Origin of the sequence: Streptomyces sp. NPDC126503, from assembly GCF_040302405.1 — a bacterium.
GTDB classification, from domain to species: Bacteria; Actinomycetota; Actinomycetes; order Streptomycetales; family Streptomycetaceae; genus Streptomyces; species Streptomyces gulbargensis.
Window position 1 is genome coordinate 119,802 of sequence record NZ_JBEORS010000003.1, and the last position, 15,876, is coordinate 135,677.

Annotated in this window: 11 protein-coding genes and 1 pseudogene; 8 read left to right on the forward strand and 4 right to left on the reverse strand. The window is 70.3% G+C overall.

The genetic code is table 11. The features are described from left to right. The first annotated feature begins 66 nt into the window (after positions 1 to 66). A complete protein-coding gene (locus tag ABTY40_RS05715) occupies positions 67 to 1,386 on the forward strand; it encodes a phospholipase D-like domain-containing protein (protein WP_352058335.1) in 1,320 nt (439 codons plus the stop codon). Between the two features lie 461 nt (positions 1,387 to 1,847). Here the strand turns inward: ABTY40_RS05715 and ABTY40_RS05720 are convergent, their stop codons facing one another. Continuing rightward, positions 1,848 to 2,204 (reverse strand): STAS domain-containing protein, encoded by a 357-nt coding sequence (locus tag ABTY40_RS05720; protein WP_352058336.1) that lies wholly within the window; start codon positions 2,202 to 2,204, stop codon positions 1,848 to 1,850. Next, positions 2,201 to 3,529, reverse strand: coding sequence for a PP2C family protein-serine/threonine phosphatase (locus ABTY40_RS05725; protein ID WP_352058337.1), 1,329 nt, complete (start codon positions 3,527 to 3,529; stop codon positions 2,201 to 2,203). The genes ABTY40_RS05720 and ABTY40_RS05725 overlap by 4 nt, the downstream gene beginning before the upstream one ends. Before the next feature lie 266 nt (positions 3,530 to 3,795). Between ABTY40_RS05725 and ABTY40_RS05730 the strand changes: the two genes are divergently transcribed. The 4 genes from ABTY40_RS05730 to ABTY40_RS05745 all read left to right on the forward strand — a co-directional run bounded on the left by ABTY40_RS05730 (position 3,796) and on the right by ABTY40_RS05745 (position 10,139). Next, positions 3,796 to 7,902, forward strand: coding sequence for a SpoIIE family protein phosphatase (locus ABTY40_RS05730; RefSeq protein WP_352058338.1), 4,107 nt, complete (start codon positions 3,796 to 3,798; stop codon positions 7,900 to 7,902). Beyond that, a complete protein-coding gene (locus ABTY40_RS05735; RefSeq protein ID WP_352058339.1) occupies positions 7,902 to 8,198 on the forward strand; it encodes an STAS domain-containing protein in 297 nt (98 codons plus the stop codon). The genes ABTY40_RS05730 and ABTY40_RS05735 overlap by 1 nt, the downstream gene beginning before the upstream one ends. A 41-nt stretch (positions 8,199 to 8,239) precedes the next feature. After that, positions 8,240 to 9,148, forward strand: a complete 909-nt coding sequence (locus tag ABTY40_RS05740; RefSeq protein WP_352058340.1) for an MEDS domain-containing protein — start codon at positions 8,240 to 8,242, stop codon at positions 9,146 to 9,148. Positions 9,149 to 9,266: 118 nt separating this feature from the next. After that, positions 9,267 to 10,139, forward strand: coding sequence for an SCO4651 family lipoprotein (locus ABTY40_RS05745; protein WP_352058341.1), 873 nt, complete (start codon positions 9,267 to 9,269; stop codon positions 10,137 to 10,139). A gap of 547 nt (positions 10,140 to 10,686) precedes the next feature. On the opposite strand, the gene ABTY40_RS05750 is transcribed toward ABTY40_RS05745, so the two are convergent. Beyond that, positions 10,687 to 11,160, reverse strand: a complete 474-nt coding sequence (locus ABTY40_RS05750; RefSeq protein WP_352058342.1) for an ATP-binding protein — start codon at positions 11,158 to 11,160, stop codon at positions 10,687 to 10,689. 415 nt (positions 11,161 to 11,575) lie between these two features. After that, positions 11,576 to 12,394: pseudogene (locus ABTY40_RS05755) on the reverse strand (class I SAM-dependent methyltransferase); the annotation flags it as partial. A gap of 343 nt (positions 12,395 to 12,737) precedes the next feature. Between ABTY40_RS05755 and ABTY40_RS05760 the strand changes: the two are divergent. The 3 genes from ABTY40_RS05760 (at position 12,738) to ABTY40_RS05770 (ending at position 15,856) form a co-directional block, all read left to right on the forward strand. Continuing rightward, positions 12,738 to 13,019: an STAS domain-containing protein gene (locus ABTY40_RS05760; RefSeq protein WP_352058343.1), complete on the forward strand. Its 282-nt coding sequence runs from the start codon at positions 12,738 to 12,740 to the stop codon at positions 13,017 to 13,019. Then, complete coding sequence (locus ABTY40_RS05765; protein ID WP_352058344.1) at positions 13,016 to 13,951, forward strand: anti-sigma factor RsbA family regulatory protein; 936 nt, start codon at positions 13,016 to 13,018, stop codon at positions 13,949 to 13,951. The genes ABTY40_RS05760 and ABTY40_RS05765 overlap by 4 nt, the downstream gene beginning before the upstream one ends. A gap of 537 nt (positions 13,952 to 14,488) precedes the next feature. After that, positions 14,489 to 15,856 (forward strand): MFS transporter, encoded by a 1,368-nt coding sequence (locus ABTY40_RS05770; protein ID WP_352058345.1) that lies wholly within the window; start codon positions 14,489 to 14,491, stop codon positions 15,854 to 15,856. Positions 15,857 to 15,876: the final 20 nt, after the last annotated feature.

Genomic DNA, 15,876 nt, shown 5'->3' on the forward strand with positions numbered 1-15,876 from the left:
GCCGGCCCACAACCTTTCGCCGCGCGCAGAAGTCGTACCCGTGTCTCATATCCGGAAGGGATCTCCATGCGTACCCGACACAAGGCGCGCCCCGTCGCCCTGGCAGCGGCGTTCCTGGCGTCCGTGTTCACCGTATCCGCCACACCCGCGGGCGCCGAGACCGCGCCTGCGACGGCGGGGGTGACCACGCAGGCCGTCTTCAACAACCCGATCGGCACCGTGGCTGAACAGCGGGCCATCGTCGACAAGCAGATCGAGCTGATCGGCGGCGCTCCGGCCGGTTCGCTGATCCGCCTGTCGTACTACTACCTCAACGACCCGGACCTCACTGACGCCCTGATCGCCGCACACGACCGGGGCGTGCGCGTACAGGCGATCTTTGACGAGAAGGCGCTGCACGAGGAGTACGCGCCGATCTACAGCCGGCTGGCGGAGAAGCTGGGATCCGACCCGGCCGGGCCGTCCTTCCTCATGACCTGCGGCACCGGCCGCGGCTGCGTCGGCACCCGCGTGAACAACGGCGTGGTGGCCATCAACCACAACAAGTTCATGCTGTTCACCGAAACGCAGGGCACCGAACGGGTCGTCGTGCAGTCCTCGGCGAACCTGCACGCGGGGCGCGACGGCCGTCTGGGATGGAACAACGCTCTCGTGCTCGCCGGCAATGACGCCGTCTACGACGCTTACGAGGGCTACTTCGAGGATCTTCGCGCGCGGATTCCGAACAACGACTACTACAAGACCGGCCGTCCGCCACTCGCCTCGGGCAACGCGAAGATCCACTTCTTCCCGCGCGCCGAAGCGCCGGGGAAGGACTTCTACGGCGATGCCGGCGAAGACACCATCGCGACCATCCTCAACAACGTCCAGTGTCACGGCAACTCCATGGTCGGCACCACCGATACACACCGCACCCGCATTCGCGTCAGCATGACCGCCTTCGCCCGCCCTTACCTCGCGTCGAAACTCAACGAGCTGGATGCCGCCGGCTGCTACGTAGAGGTCGCGCTGACCTACTCGCCGCCGAAGGACGACGGTAAGTACAGCTTCGCGGAGGACTCCCTCAACCGACTGCTCGCGAAGACGAGCAGCCCTTACGGCGGCGTCATCACCAAGTACTACTGCGGCCAGGACTCCACCTGGATCCATGACAAGTTCCTGCTGATCGAGGGTAAGTACTACAACACCCCGGACCGCAAGATCGTGTGGACCGGCAGCCACAACCTCACCACCAACTCCCTGCGCCAGAGCGACGAAACCTTGCTCCAGCTCGAGGCCCCCGCCATCCACGACGCCTACGTCACGCAGTACAACAAGCTGCGAGCCGCGACCACCCACCAGCCGGCCAACGGCACTCCCATCGCCTGCCCGCGCACCCCGGTGTAGACCGGAAGCAGTCGTCGGCCATCGCTGACGGCAGCCGATCCGGAAGCGCCCCGGAAGCCGAAGTCGAAGATCCGCAGTGGGAGTGACATCCCGGCCAGAGGCAGCGGCCGGTGTGCGGACGGCGGGTCGTCGCGATTCACGGACGTCCCGCCCTCCGGGCCGTTCGGCCTTCTTCGCGGGCGCATGGACCAGGCCACAGCCGAGACGAGGCAGTCCGTCGCCGGGCGGGCCAGAACTGCAACAGATACTGCTCTACGCCCTCACCGGTGCCTTCCAGCTCCGACAGCGCCGCTGCCGCGGCGCGGCCGCGGCAACTGGCCCACCACTGGAGGATTCGATCTCCGCCTCGGCCTGTTCGTCGCAGCCGCCGGAGCCCGCCGCCGGCGGGACAGCGTCCCACACTGGCACACCGTAGAACCGGCAGAGCTCCTCCACCGTGCCACCGTTCACGTAGTGCCCACTCAGGACGGCTGGCGCGCGACGGCCTGTTCGACGGTGGGCTGGAACGTGAAGATCTGGTCGAGTCCGACGACCTGGAAGACCCGCATGAGGTCGGCGTTGAGTCCGGCCAGCGTCAGACGGGATCCGCCCCTCTGTGCGTGCTGGTAGGCGATCACCAGCACGGTGATGCCGGTGGAGTCGCAGTAGGTGAGGTCGGTGAGGTCGAACACCACGGAGTCGTCGGGGCCGAAGGATGTCTCCTCGATGGCCCTGGTGACCTCCGGCGCGGTGTGGTAGTCGAGTTCGCCGGTCACCTTCAGCAGGGTGGTGCCCGTCGGGTGGGTGGATCGAGTGATGGTGAGGGTGTGGTCGGTCACCGGTTCTCCTGAGCTGGCGAGGGGTTGCGCGGGGAGGGAACGGACAGGGCGAGCAGCGCTGTGTCGTCGCTGACTCCGGTGCCGAGATCCGTGAAGAGCGTGTGCACCGAGGCGAGCAGGCCGTCGGCTCCCTGGGCGCGACGGCCGGACAGGTGGGCGGTCAGGCCCTCCTCGCCGAGCATGCTGCCGTCCTGGGTGCGGGCTTCGGTGAGTCCGTCGGTGTAGAGCAGCAGGGCGTCCCCGGGGGCGAGCCGCGTACGGGCCTCGACGAACCGGGGGTCGGGAAGCAGGCCGATCAGCTGTCCGCCGGTGGTGGACACGGAGTCGACGGTGCCGTCGGCCCGTACCGCCAGGGCCGGGGGGTGACCGCCGCCGGCCAGGGTGACGGTGAAGGAGCCGTCGGGTACGGCGTCGAGGATGCCGAACACCGCGGTGCAGAACCGAGGACTGCCGCCCTGGTACTCCCCCTTGAGGACCGTGTCGAGGTTGGCCAGGGCGGTGCGGGGGTCGGGGTCGTAGATGGCGGCGGCACGCAGGGTGTAGCGGGTCAGGGAGGTCAGGGCCGCAGCGTCGGCGCCCTTGCCGCAGACGTCGCCGAGGAAGAAGCCCCAGCGGCCGTCGGCGAGGGGGAACAGGTCGTAGAAGTCGCCGCCGACCTCGTCGGCCGAGGCGGTGTGATAGGCCGCGGCCGCCTGCAGTCCGGGCACCGTGGGCAGGGCCGGGGGGAGCAGGGTGCGCTGCAGGGTGCGGGCCAGTCGTTCGGCGTCGGAGCGCCGTTGCCGTTCGGAGGCGACGGTGCGCATGGCCGACAGGCGCAGCTCCAACTGGTCCATGACGAGGGAGGCCAGGTCCCGCAGCGTTTCCAGCTGGTCGGCGTCGGGATCGCGGGGCTGGGTGTCGAGGACGTTGACGGTGCCGAGGCGGTGTCCGTCGGCTGTGGTGATAGCCGCGGCGGCATAGAAGCGGATGCCGAGGGGACCGTGCACCAGGGGGTTGGTGGCGGTACGGGGGTCGGTGAGAGCGTCGGTGACGACGTACGGCTGATCGTGGAGGATGGCGGAGGCGCACAGGCCCGGGTCGCGGCCGATCTCACCGGCGTCCTTCAGCCCGTGAGCGGCCTTGATCCACACCCGGTCGCTGTCCACGATGGTGACCATGGCCATGGGGACGCCGAAGATGCGAGCGGCCAGCGAGGCGATCTTGTCGAAACGCCCGTCGGCCGAGCTGTCCAGTATCTGGTAGCGCCGGACCGCCGCCAGCCGCTGCCGCTCATCCGGCGGGGAGGGTTCGGTGTCCGGAAGGACGGACCTCTGCGCCAACGCCATGCGATGTGCCGCCCCCCGTCGACTACCGTGACCCGCCGGCCCGAAGCGCGGCTGTCTTATCCTACGGATCGCGTCAGGGAATGTGCCGGGCCGGCCGGTACGCGCCGCCGCGGAACGTGCCGCGTACCCCCACCGATGCCAGGGATAGGTTCGGCATCAGGGGCAAAGAGGGACTGACGTGAGCGAAAGGGTGGCCAGTGACGCGTTCGGAGGGTGCTGAGCCTGTGGTGCCGCCGACCACCGGGATCCCTGTGTTCGGCGCGGACATGAACATCGGCCGGGATCTGGCCGCTGTGGACTGGGCGGCGACCCCCCTGGGCGATCCCCGGGACTGGCCGCAGAGCCTGCGGACGGCGGTGAGCATCCTGCTGTCCTCGAAGTTCTCCATGTGGATGGCCTGGGGTCCGGAGCTGACCTTCTTCTGCAACGACGCCTACCGGCGCGACACCCTGGGCCACAAGTACCCCTGGGCACTGGGCCGTCCGGCGGGCGAGGTGTGGGCGGAGATCTGGGACGACATCGGCCCCCGCATCGACACCGTGCTCACCACCGGCGAAGCGACCTGGGACCAGGGGCTGCTGTTGTTCCTGGAACGGTCCGGTTACCCGGAGGAGAGCTACCACACCTTCTCCTACAGCCCGCTGCGGGACGACGCCGGTGACGTGGTCGGGATGCTGTGCGTGGTGAGCGAGGACACCGAAAGGGTCATCGGGGAGCGCCGGATGACCACCTTGCGTGACCTCGGTTCCGATCCCAGCGTGGTGCGCACGGAGCAGGAGATGCTCGATTTCGCCGGTACGCAGCTCGGGAGCAACCCGTACGACCTGCCGTTCACGCTCACCTACCTGTTCGACGACGACGGTGACGCCCGTCTCGCGGCCTCCACGGGCATCGCGGCGGGGCACCCCGCCGCTGTGCCGGTTCTGGGCCCGGACGACGAGGGGACGGTGTGGCCGGCGGCTGCCGCCGCTCGCGGGGAGTCGGTGCTGATGGCGTTGGGCGGCACCGCGTTCGCTGATCTGCCGACGGGGGCGTGGCCGAAGGCCCCCGCCCAGGCGCTGGTGGTGCCGTTGCAGCAACAGGGCGGTGCGCCGTACGGGTTCCTGGTGGCCGCCCTGAACCGCTACCGGCCCCTGGAGGAGGGTTATCGCGGCTTCGTGGAGCTGGTGGCCGGGCATGTGGCGGCGGGAATTTCGTCGGCCCGCAGTTACGAGGCCCAGCAGCGGCGGGCGGAGGAGCTCGCGGAACTGGACCGTGCGAAGACGACGTTCTTCTCCAACATCAGCCACGAGTTCCGCACGCCGCTCACGTTGATCATGGGGCCCGTGCAGGAACTGCGGGACCGGCTCACGGACGCCGACCCCCGTGTCCGCGAGGAGCTGGAGGTCATCCACCGCAACGGGTTGCGGCTGGGCAGGCTCGTCAACAGCCTCCTGGACTTCTCCCGCATCGAAGCCGGGCGGATGCAGGCGACGTACGAGCCGGTCGACCTCGCCGTCGTCACCGCGGAGCTGGCCAGCGTGTTCCGTTCGGCGGTCGACAAGGCCGGGCTGCGCTTCGACGTCGACTGCGCCGCTCTGCCGGAGCCGGTGTACGTCGACCGGAGCATGTGGGAGAAGGTGATCCTCAATCTGCTCAGCAACGCGCTGAAGTTCACCTTCGACGGCTGGATCCGTGTGGCGGTCCGCGCCGAGGGGGCCCAGGCCGTCGTGCGCGTCGAGGACACCGGGATTGGGGTCGCCGCCGAGGAGATGCCCCGCCTGTTCGAGCGGTTCCACCGTATCGAGAACGCCCGCTCCCGCTCGAACGAGGGCAGCGGCATCGGTCTGGCGCTGGTGAAGGAACTGGTCGGCCTGCACGGCGGTGACATCACCGCGCGCAGCACCGAAGGCGAGGGCACCTGTTTCACCGTCCGGCTGCCGTTCGGCTCCGCGCACCTTCCCGCCGGTGCGCTCGCACCGGCCGCGAGCTCCGCCACCACGGTGTCCACGAGCGCCGACCCGTACGTGCAGGAGGCCCTCCGCTGGCTGCCCGGCGAACCGAACGGAACAGGCGGCCTCGACGCGGGCGTGTCGGCCGGCACTCCCACCCCCGTATCCCCCTTCGCCTCGCCGGCACGGGTGCTGATCGCCGACGACAACGCCGACATGCGCGAATATCTCATGCGGCTGCTGACCGGAGCTGGGTACCAGGTCCATGCCGTCGCCGACGGCATGGAGGCTCTGGATTCCGTCCGGCTCCAGCCGCCCGACCTGGTCGTCAGCGACGTGATGATGCCCCGCCTGGACGGCCTGGCCCTGGTCGCCGCGCTGCGCACCGACCCGCGCACCGCCGCCGTGCCCGTCCTGCTGCTCTCGGCCCGCGCCGGGCAGGAGGCGTCCATCGAGGGTCTGCAGGCCGGCGCCGACGACTATCTCGTCAAGCCGTTCGCCGCTGCCGAACTCCTCGCCCGCGTCCGGGCGAACGTGGAACTCTCACGGCTGCGCAGCCACCACGCACGCTGGCGCACCGCCCTGGTCGACTCCCTCCAGGAGGCCTTCTTCGTCTGCGACGAGGACGGTGCCGTCATCGAGATCAACAGCGCCTTCACCGACATCCTCGGTTACGGTCCCGAGGGCCTGCCCTACGCACCGACCCATCCCTGGTGGCCGGACGCCGACACGGATCCCGAGGCACACCGGCAGGTCGGCGAAGCGTTCGCCCAGCTCATGGGCAACACCAAGGGCTCCTACACCGTTCCCGTCACCCATCGCGACGGGCACCGGCTGTGGGCGACCGCCACCTTCAACCAGGCCCAGGACCCCGACACCGGCCGCACGGTGATCGTGGGCACGTTCCGGGACGTCACCGCCGAGCACTACGCCATCCAGCGGGAAAGCGCCCTGGCGGCCCTGAGCACGAGCCTGTCCCAGACCACCAGTCTGCCGGAGGCACTCCACGCCGCCCTGCGGGAACTGCGCACCCTCTGGCGCGCCCGGACGGTTCTGGCCGCTGTCTTCGACGGCGGTGACGAGCCGTCCCTGACGGCCACGGACCCCGACGCCACCTGGGACGCTCTCGCCGGGTGGGAGCGCGACTCCATCACCGCCCTCCGTGAACGCACCGCGCTCAGCCCGGCCGCCGAGGGAACCGGCGCAGGTATCACCCTGGAACACCCCGACGGCCCTCTCGTCCTCTGGCTCGACCTCGGGGAGAAGCGGCCGTTCAGCGACCAGGACCAGCTTCTGCTGTCCCTGCTGGCCGGGCACCTCGCGCAGGTCCTGACCCGGGCCCACCAGATCGACCAGCAGCGGGAGACCGCCCTCGCCCTGCAACGCGCGATCCTGGGCCCCTCCCGCCTTCCCGACGGTTTCGCGGTCCGCTACGAACCCGCCGCGCAGCCCCTGGAGGTCGGCGGTGACTGGTACGACACCGTGACCCTGCCCGACGACCGCATCGGCATCGTCGTCGGCGACTGCGTCGGCCGCGGTCTGGAAGCCGCCACCGTCATGGGGCAGCTCCGCAGTGCCTGCCGCGCTCTGCTCCTGCAGGACCCCAGCCCGGCTCGCACCCTCATGGCGCTGGACCGCTTCGCCGCGGGCGTCCCCGGTGCGAAGTGCACCACCGTGTTCTGCGGGGTCCTCGACCCCGAAACCGGGCACCTGACGTACTCCAGTGCCGGTCATCCGCCCGGCATCCTCGTGCACGCCGACGGCACCACGCACCTCCTGGAAGGCGGGCGCTCCACCCCGCTCGCCGTCCGGCCAGGAAGGCCGCGCCCGCAGGACGAGCGCACCGTGCCCGCGCGCGCCACCCTGATGCTGTACACCGACGGCCTGGTCGAACGCCGCAGGCACCCGCTCACCACGGGGATCGGCCAGGCCGGTGAAGCCGTCCAGGACGGCCGGGAGGTCCCGGTCGACGAGCTGGCCACCCAGGTCATGGACCGCTTGGCTCCCGTGGGCGGTTACGACGACGACGTCGCACTGCTGCTCTACCGCCACCCCGGCCCGTTGGAGATGACCTTCCCCGCCGAGTCCTCCCAGCTCGCTCCCGTCCGCAAGGCCCTGCGCAGCTGGCTGGACCGGTGCGACCTGCCCCCGCGTACCGTGCAGAACGTCCTGGTCGCGGCCGGCGAGGCCTGTGCCAACGCCATCGAGCACGGGCACGGGCACCGCGACGCTCCCGGTGACACCGTACGACTGCGCGCCGAGGCGTTCGCCGACGATCTGCGTCTGACCATCGCCGACACCGGTCGCTGGAAGACGCCGCAGCCCGAGCACAACACCCACCGCGGCCGCGGCATGACCCTGATGCGTTCGCTGATGCAGCAGGTCACCGTCACGCCCGGCCCGACCGGTACCACCGTCAACCTGCACACGAGGATCGCCTGATGACCACCCCGCTCACCCTCACCTCCGGTCGGCGCCCCGACGGCCGTCCTGAGCTGGCCCTGACCGGCGAGATCGACATGAGCAACATCAGCGTTCTCACCGACGCTCTGGAGACGACTCCCGGGGCCGTCGTCCTCGACCTCACGGCGGTGGAGTACCTCGACAGCGCGGGCCTGAGCGTGCTGTTCGCCCACGCCGATCGCCTGGAGGTCATCGCGACTCCCCTGCTGGCGCCGGTGCTGACGATCTCCGGTCTCGTGGATGTCACCACCGTCCACGGACTGTCGCCCCGGTGACCCGGACCGGCAGCCACGGGCGGGACGCTGCACGCCGGGGGGTGGTCGCGAGGACGGACGATCGCAGGGAACGCCCGGTCGGAGAGATAGCCCATGGTGATCACCTGTGTCTGGCGTTCGCCGACGACGCCGAGCAGCAGCGGGTGATCACGGCCTATCTGAGGACGGGCCTGCGGCGCGGGGAGCGGGTGATGTACTTCGCCGACCAGCGCGCTCCCGGCCGGATACTGGACTGGCTCCGCGCGGCCGGAGTCGATCCCGGACCGGTGACGCACAGCGGTCAGTTGACGGTGACCACGGCCGAGAAGAGCTACCTGGCGACGGGCTCCTTCGACGCGGACGCGATGGTCGGCACGCTGCACAGGGAGGTCGCCCGGTCCCTCGCCTCCGGCTTCACCGGCTTCAGGGTGAGCGGAGAGATGAGCTGGGCCTTGCGCGGTGTGCCGGGGGCGGAGCGGCTGAACGAGTACGAGACGAAGGTGAGCGAGGTGTTCGCCGGGCAGCCCGCGTCGGCGATCTGCCAGTACGACGCCCGCCGGTTCTACCCGGCCGCCCTGCACTTCTTCGACCACTGCCACCCCGCGACCGTACGGCCCGAACCCCTGCACACCAGTACGTCGTTACAGATCGTGCCCTCGTTCCACGGCGGGAAGCGAGCGCTGCGCGTGGTGGGCGTCGTGGGCCACCAGTCCGCCGGTGCGCTCGCCTCGGCGCTGGAAACCGCCCTCGGCTGGCCGGGCGACATCACCGTGGACATGGGCGCCATGGAGTTCCTCGATCTCGCCGGTGTGCGGGCGCTGGTCCGCATCGCCGAGCAGCTGCCGAGAACGCGGCGGCTGCACATCGTGAACCTGGATCCGATGCTCAGCCACGTCTTTCAGGTAGTCGGCTGGGACCAGATCCCCTCTCTCACCGTCAGCGCGCGGGAAGCCCCCGACGGAACTCGGTAGCAACGTCACGGATCTGGCTATTGACGACCGGTGTGTTCCCCGTCGCCCGGGGCACCCGGATCACCGGACCGGTGGCCCGTGACGCGGCCCCGGCAGTCGGTGAGGAGAGGGCGTTCCTATGCGGAGCAGGGACATGAGGGCCGGCGTGATCGTGGGTGCCGCGGTCGCCGGGAGCATGGTGCTCTCGGGGTGCGGAGACGACGACGGGACCCGGACCCAGGGGGGTGGCGCGCGGGCGAGTGCCGGCGCGAGGGTCGACGCCCAGGAGCAGGGTACGACGGCGGTCCGGGCCGCTTACGACAAGACGGCGGAAGCCGAATCGGCACGGATGACGCTCAAGATCAGGGTCGCCGCGGGCGGCGAGACGGTCACGTCCGACGGGAAGGGGGTCATCGATCTGGACGAGGGGGACAGCATGATGACCCTGACCGTCCAGGGCAGGACCATCGAGCAGCGGGTGGTCGATCAGGTCTTCTACCAGAAGGTCCCCGGACAGAAGACTCCCGGGGCCAAGCCCTGGATCAAGATCGATCTGAAGAAGGCCGCCGCGCAGCAGGGCGTGAACGACCAGCGGATCAGCGACCCCGCCCAGATGGCCGCCTACGCCAAGGCGATCACCGACAAGGACGTCACGAAAGTCGGCTCCGAGAAGATCGGCGGTGTCGACACGACGCACTACCGGGTCTCGGTCGATGTCACCGAGCTTCCCGGAGGCGCCCGGATGCGCGAGCAAGCCGGCCCGGAGCTCCCGATGGAGGTCTGGCTCGACGACGAAGGCCGACTGCGCCGCCAGCAGATCGACATGACCGTCAAGGCCCCGGCCGCCGCGTCCGCCGAGCCGAAGAGCAGCGCGTCCCCCCGGCAGCTGAAGATGAGTACGGTGATGGACTTTTCGGACTTCGGCACCGAGATCGACGCCGAGGCGCCGCCCGCCGACCAGGTCGCGGACGTGACGGACCAGGTTCTCAAGGAGAACCGCAAGCGGAGCTGAGCGGCACACCCCTCGCTCGCCGCTGTGCCGGTGACCGCCGGGGGGAGAAATGGCTGACCTCCCCCCGGGAGAGGGTCCGCAGCCCCTCCCCCGGGCTCCGGAGATGATGACCACGAGTCCTGACGTGACCCGCGGGGGCGCTCACCGGCTCGGGGAGGACCTTTCGCCGTGGGCGGAGACCTGCGACTGGATCGTGAAGGTGACCGCACCGGCCCTCTCGAACCGCAGGGTGAACGTCATGACGTCGCCGCCCCTGATCACCTCTCGGACATCCCGCGAGAGGAGGTGTTCTGGCCCTCTCCAGTTTCACGAGTTCGTTCAGCCGCACTTCCACCCCGTTCGGGAGAGGTGCGCCGCCGGAGTCGACGATGTCGACCGGATCCGGGTTCGGAGTGCCGGCGCCCACCAGCCTGTCCGCCTCATCGCCTCCCTTTCCCCTCTCACCAAGCCCCCGTCCCCACCCCGCCGGCCTCGCTCTGCCACACAAACCGAAGGGGGCCGATCGCACCGTTCCGCGCCTCCGGCCGGCGGATCTCCGCCCGGCGGATCAGAATCGGCGGCCCGCCGGATCACCGCCGGGATCGTCGGCCAGCACGATCATCGCGCTGATCCGCTTGCCCACCGGTTCCCTGTGGACGGCGAAGCTGTGGCTGACAGCCATGACGATCTCCAGGCCGTGCTGGCCGATCCGGGACGGATCGGGCCCGAGGATCGCGGGCGGAGTCGGGTTGCCGTCCCACACCGTCACTTCGATCGCACCACCGGTGACCTGCAGATTAACCATGCAGGGTCCGGGTGCGTACTTGCGGGCGTTGGTCACCAGTTCACTCACCACGAGCTGCACCGTGCTCATCGCGCGTGCGGACACCGGCAGACCGTGCAGGGCCTGCACATCGGTCAGAAAGCCACGGGCCAGATCGCGCGCGAGCGCGATGTCCTCACCCTCGTCGAACGCCGCGGACACCGACACCACGTCGTCGACCAGCGAAAGCCCGCTGTCGCCACCTGCTGACTGCTTCATACCCGGCCCGCCTCGCACCCGTGTCCACACATCTTCCGCCCCGCCTACCCCCGAAACCGCACATCAGACGCACGCGTCACAGAGACGTGAACAGGGCGGCGACCGCCCCGCAGGCCCGTCCGCCCTGCCGTGGTGGCTGTCGAGGAAAAACGGCGCCTCGGTTCGCTAGTTCCCGAACGCCCTGCCTGCCGCCTGGATCACATGGGAAGGGCGGCTCACCTGATCACCCCGGCGACACGGCCGCCTATTCGAACGGGTTCGTTCGCCCGGTGAGGGGTGTCCGCGCCTCATCGGGCCGGTCGACGTCGGACTCATGGAGCCCTGGTGGCGACACCGGCTGGAGCGGCCGGGGCTTTTGCCGGTCGGCCTCGATGACGCTCGGCTCGGCGGGTCCGGTTACCTGCACGGCGCTGACGGCCAGCAGGCCGTACAAGAGGGGGATTCGCGGCTCGGGCAGCCGCCACCAGCCGGAGTCCGTACGGACCATCTGCGGCCAGCGCGGCCAGGGAAGCTCGTCGCTCTCCCGCAACCGCCGGACGTCCATTCCCGCGTCCGTCAAAGCGTTCACGACCTCGCCGATTCCGTGCATCCACTCGTAACTGTCCGTGGCGCCCTCGACGGCCGGGCCGTCGGTGTAGGTGTAGGTGGCATCCCGGTGTACCGGACCGGAGCCCCCCAGGTAGTCGTGGCGCAGCAACAGCTCCGGTCCCTCACCCGGAGCGGGTTTCGGGCCGAGCGCGTTGAGAAGCGGGTGGAACTCCACGACGTACAACCGCCCGCCCGGCCGCACAAGGCCGGCCACGACATCCGCCCACCGGTGGAGGTCCGGCAGATAGCACAGGGCACCCTTGCCGGTGTAGACGACGTCGAACCGCCGGCCCTCGAGCGCCGCCACGGCGTCATACACGTTGGCCTGGACGTAGCTGACGTCGAGGCCCGACTTCGTGGCGAGGTCCCGCGCGGCCGCGACGGACTTCGCCGAGAAGTCCAGGCCGACCGCCCGGGCTCCACGCCGGGCGAAGGCGAGCGTCTCCGTGCCGAGGTGGCACTGCAGGTGGAGCACGTCCCGGCCGGACAACTCGCCGAGGTCCTCCCACTCGAACGCGGCGAACCAGCGCTCCGGATTCAGGTCCTCGTCCAAGCCGTAGAACCGGCTGGTGACGTGGACCGGAGTGCGGGCGTCCCAGTTCGCCTGGTTGGCGCGCATCAGCCGCGCGTGCTCGGCGGAGGTCATGCCGACATCCAACCGCGCCCCGGCCGCGCGCGGGGGAGGAAAACCGGAAAAGTGCCGTGCCGGGTGTCGATTCGGCCGGTTCCCGTTCGCCGGTGGCGTGCAGGAAGCTGATGAGAACCAGGAGGAGGCGCGGGGCCGGCCTCACCGAAACCGCCGCTGCTGGCGCCCACGTACAGAACCCGGCGTTCCGCGCCTGGATACACTGCCCCATCGGGTGGGATCCTCCTCCGCCTGTGCGGGGACGGCGGCAGGCGGCTTGATGTGAAGGAGTCCGAGCGTGGCCTCACATGCGGTGGGCGGGCCCCCTACTGTGCCCGGGAGGGCGGCGTTGGAGGTGAGCCCGTTGCCCGGTCGTTCCGGTATACGAGCCCGCGGTGAGATCAGCGCCCGCACTCGCCCGTCTTGGGAGCAGGCCCTGTCCGAGCTGGCCCGGCGGCACGCGGACGTGTCGTACGTGGAGCTGTCGGATGTGGCCTTCGTCGACGTGGCCGGGGTGACCGCGCTGGCGGTCACCGCCATGAGCCTGACCGACGGTAGGGTCGTGGTCGAGAATCCCCCGCCGCAGCTGCCGCGGGTTTTGGAGATGTTCTGGCCGGGCCTGGACCGGATCGAGGTGGCTCTGTGACGAGCACGGTGACCACCCACGAGGCGTTCGTGCACCCTGCCCTTTTCTACCGCACCGAGCAGGAGTACACGCGGCAGACGGTGACCTTCCTGCGCGAGGGCCTGACCAGGGGCGAGCCGATGGCCGTGGCGGTGCCCGGCCCCAACCTGGAGCTGATCAAGGCAGGTCTGGGCGGGGACGCCGAGGGCATCCTGTTCCTGGACATGACCGAGGCCGGCCGCAACCCGGGGCGGATCATCCCCAAGGTGCTGCGCGGATTCGCCGACGCCCACCCGAAGGGGCGTGTGCGGATCATCGGAGAGCCGATCTGGGCCGGGCGCAGCGCGGTGGAGTACCCGGCGTGCGCCCAGCACGAGGCGCTGATCAACGCCGCGTTCGAGGGCCGGGCCGTGACGATCCTGTGCCCCTACGACGAGGAGCGGCTGGATCCCCAGGTCATCGCCGACGCGCGGGTCACCCACCCGACCCTCATCAGCGGGGATGGGCGTGAGTCGGTCAGCGACGCCTACGACTGGCAGGCGGTCGTCGACCGGTACAACCAAGCGCTCGTACCCGCACCGGACGCCGCGACCTTCTCCTACAGCGCAGAGGACCTTCCGGCGGTCCGCCGGTTCGCTCTCGCTCAGGCGACGCGGCTGGGCCTGGCCGGGGACCGGCTGATGGACGTGGAGCTGGCGACCGCGGAACTGACGACCAACAGTGTGGTCCACGGCGGAGGCCGCGGGACTCTCGCCATCTGGACCGAGCAGGAGCAGCTGGTGTGTGAGGTCCGCGATGGGGGCCGGCTGGCCGATCCGCTGGCCGGCCGCCGCCCGCCGGAGCCCGGCCAGTTGGGCGGCCGGGGCCTGATGCTGGTCCACTACGTGACCGATCTGGTGCGCATGCACACCGGTGACGACGGCACGACCGTGCGCTTCTACCTCAACTTGTGACAACGCTCGGGCGGCCACCTGTCCGGGTGGCCGCCCACCCGCCCCGCTCGTCCTGACCACGTCCGCGACCGACCACCGCCCCGGTCGGTTCGCCAGGCGTGGACGAGACCGATCGGATGACGGACGAGCCGGGCGACCTGCTGCCACTGCTCACCTCTGGTGAGGCTCGCGCCGCCACGGCGCTCCCCGGGCACCTCCCACCCGGTGCGGAGCTGCCGCCGGAGGCTGCCGTGAGGCGAGCTGTGAGGCGAGCTGCAAGGCCGACTGCTCCGCCGTGTCCCGTCCCCGTGGGTTCCACTCTCCGCGGTCAGCACCACGTCAGCACGGCGGCCTCGTATCATCGCGAACCGTGCAACACGGACAGGTGCTGCTTCGGCCGCTCCGCAGCCCTCCGTGAGCCCGTGCGGCAAGGCCATGGCGATCGGGCGCATGCGAGGGTGCCGAACTATGGGGTCCCACCACATACGCCTCTGACCTGCGTCTTCCTACGGTGTGGCGACACGCAAACGTCCCCGTATCCGCCTGGAAGTGGTGCACATGGCCGCCGCAAGAACCACCCCCACCCCGCCCGGCTCCCTCAAGCGCATCGTCGCCGCGAGCCTCATCGGGACCACCATCGAGTGGTACGACTTCTTCCTCTACGGGTCCGCCGCCGCCCTCGTCTTCAACAAGCTGTTCTTTCCCGACTCCGATCCGCTCGTCGGGACGCTGCTCTCGTTCCTGACGTACGCCGTCGGGTTCGCGGCCCGGCCGCTCGGGGCGCTGGTGTTCGGGCACTACGGCGACCGGCTCGGACGGAAGAAGCTGCTCGTGCTGAGCCTGCTCCTGATGGGCGGGGCGACGTTCGCGATCGGGCTGCTGCCGACGCACGCCACCGTCGGATCGGCCGCGCCGCTGCTGCTCACCGCGCTGCGGCTGGTGCAGGGCTTCGCGCTCGGCGGCGAGTGGGGCGGGGCCGTGCTGCTGGTGTCGGAGCACGGGGACGCGAAACGGCGCGGGTTCTGGGCGTCCTGGCCGCAGACCGGGGCGCCCGCGGGGCAGTTGCTCGCGACCGGGGTGCTGTCGGCGCTGACCGCGCTGCTGTCGGAGTCGGCGTTCGTCTCGTGGGGCTGGCGCGTCCCCTTCCTGCTCTCCGGGGTGCTGGTGATCGTCGGTCTGTGGATCCGGCTGTCGGTGGACGAGTCGCCCGTCTTCAAGGCGGCGCTCGCCGCCGCCGAGGAGCGGAAGGCGGCGGCCGGGGCGGTCGAGAAGATGCCGCTGGTCGCGGTGGTGCGCCATCACTGGCGTGACGTGCTGATCGCGATGGGCGCCCGCATGGCGGAGAACATCTCCTACTACGTCATCACCGCGTTCATCCTGGTCTACGCGACCACGCAGGTCGGCCTCTCCAAGCAGACGGCCCTGAACACCGTCCTCATCGGCTCGGCCGTCCACTTCGCCGTGATTCCGCTCTGGGGCGCCCTGTCCGACCGGCTCGGCCGGCGCCCGGTCTACCTGATCGGCGCGGTCGGCGTGGGGCTCTGGATGTTCCCGTTCTTCGCGCTGATCGACCGGGGCACCTTCGGCAGCCTGCTGCTCGCCGTCACCGTCGGCCTGGTCCTGCACGGCGCGATGTACGCCCCGCAGGCCGCCTTCTTCTCGGAGATGTTCGCGACGCGGGTGCGCTACTCCGGTGCCTCGATCGGCGCCCAGTTCTCCTCGGTGGCGGCGGGCGCGCCGGCCCCCCTCATCGCGACCGCGCTCCTCGACGCCTACGGCGGCCCGACCCCGATCGCCCTGTACGTGATCGCCGCCGCGCTGCTCACCGTCGTGGCCGTCGCCTGCGCCCGGGAGACCCGACACAGTGACCTCGCCGGGGACGACGAGGAGGTCGCGGCCGGCCGGCCCGTCCGCGCCGAGGTCTGACCGGCGGGACACGCTCCGGG